Source organism: Caballeronia sp. LZ003 (assembly GCF_031451465.1).
Lineage (GTDB): Bacteria > Pseudomonadota > Gammaproteobacteria > Burkholderiales > Burkholderiaceae > Caballeronia.
Window position 1 is genome coordinate 1 of the sequence record NZ_JARUXJ010000025.1, and the last position, 2,048, is coordinate 2,048.

2 protein-coding genes are annotated in these 2,048 nt (G+C 60.6%); both read left to right on the plus strand.

Annotated features, from left to right (window positions below):
- The first annotated feature begins 1 nt into the window (after position 1).
- Complete coding sequence (locus tag QCE79_RS32550) at positions 2-532, plus strand: phage tail protein I (RefSeq protein ID WP_309851463.1); 531 nt, start codon at positions 2-4, stop codon at positions 530-532.
- An 18-nt stretch (positions 533-550) separates the two neighbouring features.
- Positions 551-1,987, plus strand: a complete 1,437-nt coding sequence (locus tag QCE79_RS39425; protein WP_404989455.1) for a hypothetical protein — start codon at positions 551-553, stop codon at positions 1,985-1,987.
- Positions 1,988-2,048 lie beyond the last annotated feature (61 nt).

Consider the following 2,048-nt stretch of genomic DNA (forward strand, 5'->3'; position numbering starts at 1 on the left):
ATTGCTTCCGCCCAATGCGACTCGGCTCGAACGCCGGTTTGCCGATACGAGCGCATCTATTGACGACATTCCGACGCCGCTTGCCACGCTCATCGATCCTGATGCGATTCGTCTCGATCTCCTGCCGTGGCTCGCGTGGCAGTTGGGCGTTGATACGTGGAAAGGGTATTGGCCCGAACACGTGAAGCGCGCGCGTGTGAAGCAGGCTATACCCGTAGCGCGTCGCAAGGGGACGGCCGCCGCGGTGCGCGAGGTGGTCGCAGCCTTCGGTGGCAACCTCATCCTGCGCGAGTGGTTCGAGCTCCAGCCGGTGGGCAGGCCAGGGACGTTCGAAATCCTGATGACCGTCAGCGGTCATGAGGGCAAGGTGCCGACCGCCGAGTATGTAGCCGACATCCGTGCAGAGATCGACCGCACCAAGCCCCTGCGAGCGCACTACACGTTCAAGCAGGGATTTTCGAAGCAGGTTCAGCAACCGATCGGCGCTTCGGCGCGCGTGGCAGTGTACCGCCGACTCAATTTATGTGAATAACGAATCGACTAGCAGACGATGGCAAACCTTCTCACCCTAACCGATGCTGGCCGCGCGGCGCTTGTCGCGCCGAACAAGGACGGTACGAATGCACACAAGATCGTCGAGATCGGTCTTGCGACCGCAGCGTTCGAGTCGAGCAAGGCGCTCAAGGCGCTGCCGAACGAGCGCAAGCGGATCACAACCTTCGGCGGCACGAACGTGGCCCCCGACACGATTCACGCGACGCTTACGGACGATAGCGAAGACCAATATTCGCTTTACGGTTTTGGGCTGTATCTCGAAGACGGCACGCTGCTAGCCGCGTACGGGCAGGACACGCCGATCATGGAAAAGTCGCCCGCCGCCTTGCTGTTGCTCTCGTGTGACATGCAGTTTGCGGCGATCGAAGCTACGCAGTTGGTCTTTGGTGAGACATCCTTCCTCAATCCGCCGGCCACCACGGAACGGCAAGGCGTGGTGGAGCTTGCCACCAGTGCTGAGACCGTCGCGGGCACGGATACTCGCCGCGCGGCGACACCGGCCGGTGTTCAAGCGGCGATCGGTCACGCCATCGTTGACAAATCCAATCGTGGGCACCACCACGCAATTCTCGAGATTGACGGGTTGCAGGCCGCGCTAGACGGCAAATATTCGACCACGGGCGGACCGGTAGGCGGCGATGTTCGTCTGAAATCTGCGGGCTCTCCCTATAGTCCTGCGCTCTTGTTCGACGCGAACGGCTTCTCGCCTTTTGTACGTTCGAACGCGACGCAACGGCAACTCGAATTCGTCGATAGCGCGAATCGCGCGATTAACGCGACCTTGTCCGACAGCGGCGTGCTGTCTTTGCCGCGCGCCCGCCCGACATGGGCGGGTGTCACGCCCTGGGACACTGGCAATCTGCCCAATCCCTTGACGACGAACGGAGGCTCGATCAACGGGCCACTGTATTCGAATCAGCGTGTGCAAGGCGCTGATCTTGTGTCTTTGGGCTATGTCTACGCAGGCGGTGGACACGCCTCTCTCGCCAGCGACGGCAACCTCTCCGGCGGTGTTTGGGGTGGATGGCTGTCCAACTGGCTGAACACTCAATTCGCTGCGCGTGATAACGGCATCAACGCACGCGCGCCGATCCGAAATGGCAACGGCGGGTATGGCTATGTCGTGAGTGATACCGCCCACAAGGTAACGCTTAACTGGGGCGCCAATGTCGACATGTATGTCGATACCACCTACATCGGCGCGATCCTTACGCACACTAATTTCGGCAACTGGGCTGCGCCCCGCACGATCCTTGATCCAGGCGGCGTCGGCTCGTTTTGCCTTCGCACCTCGCGTCCCGGCTATATCTCGCCGACTCAACCCTCTGATGGCGGCTTTGCCGCGTACTCGGGGAACTGGCGTCGGCAGGATCAGTGCAAGGTCGGTGGCAACCATTCGCTGTATGTCTACCTCTGGCAACGCATCAGCTAATCATGAAGATTCCAATCCTTTTCGACACCAATGCCAACCGTCATGCCGCGCATTCAGCTCG

Coding starts and splice junctions, on each gene's coding strand:
- QCE79_RS39425 (WP_404989455.1), top strand. CDS start 551: ATGGCAAACCTTCTCACCCTAACCGATGCTGGCCGCGCGGCGCTTGTC.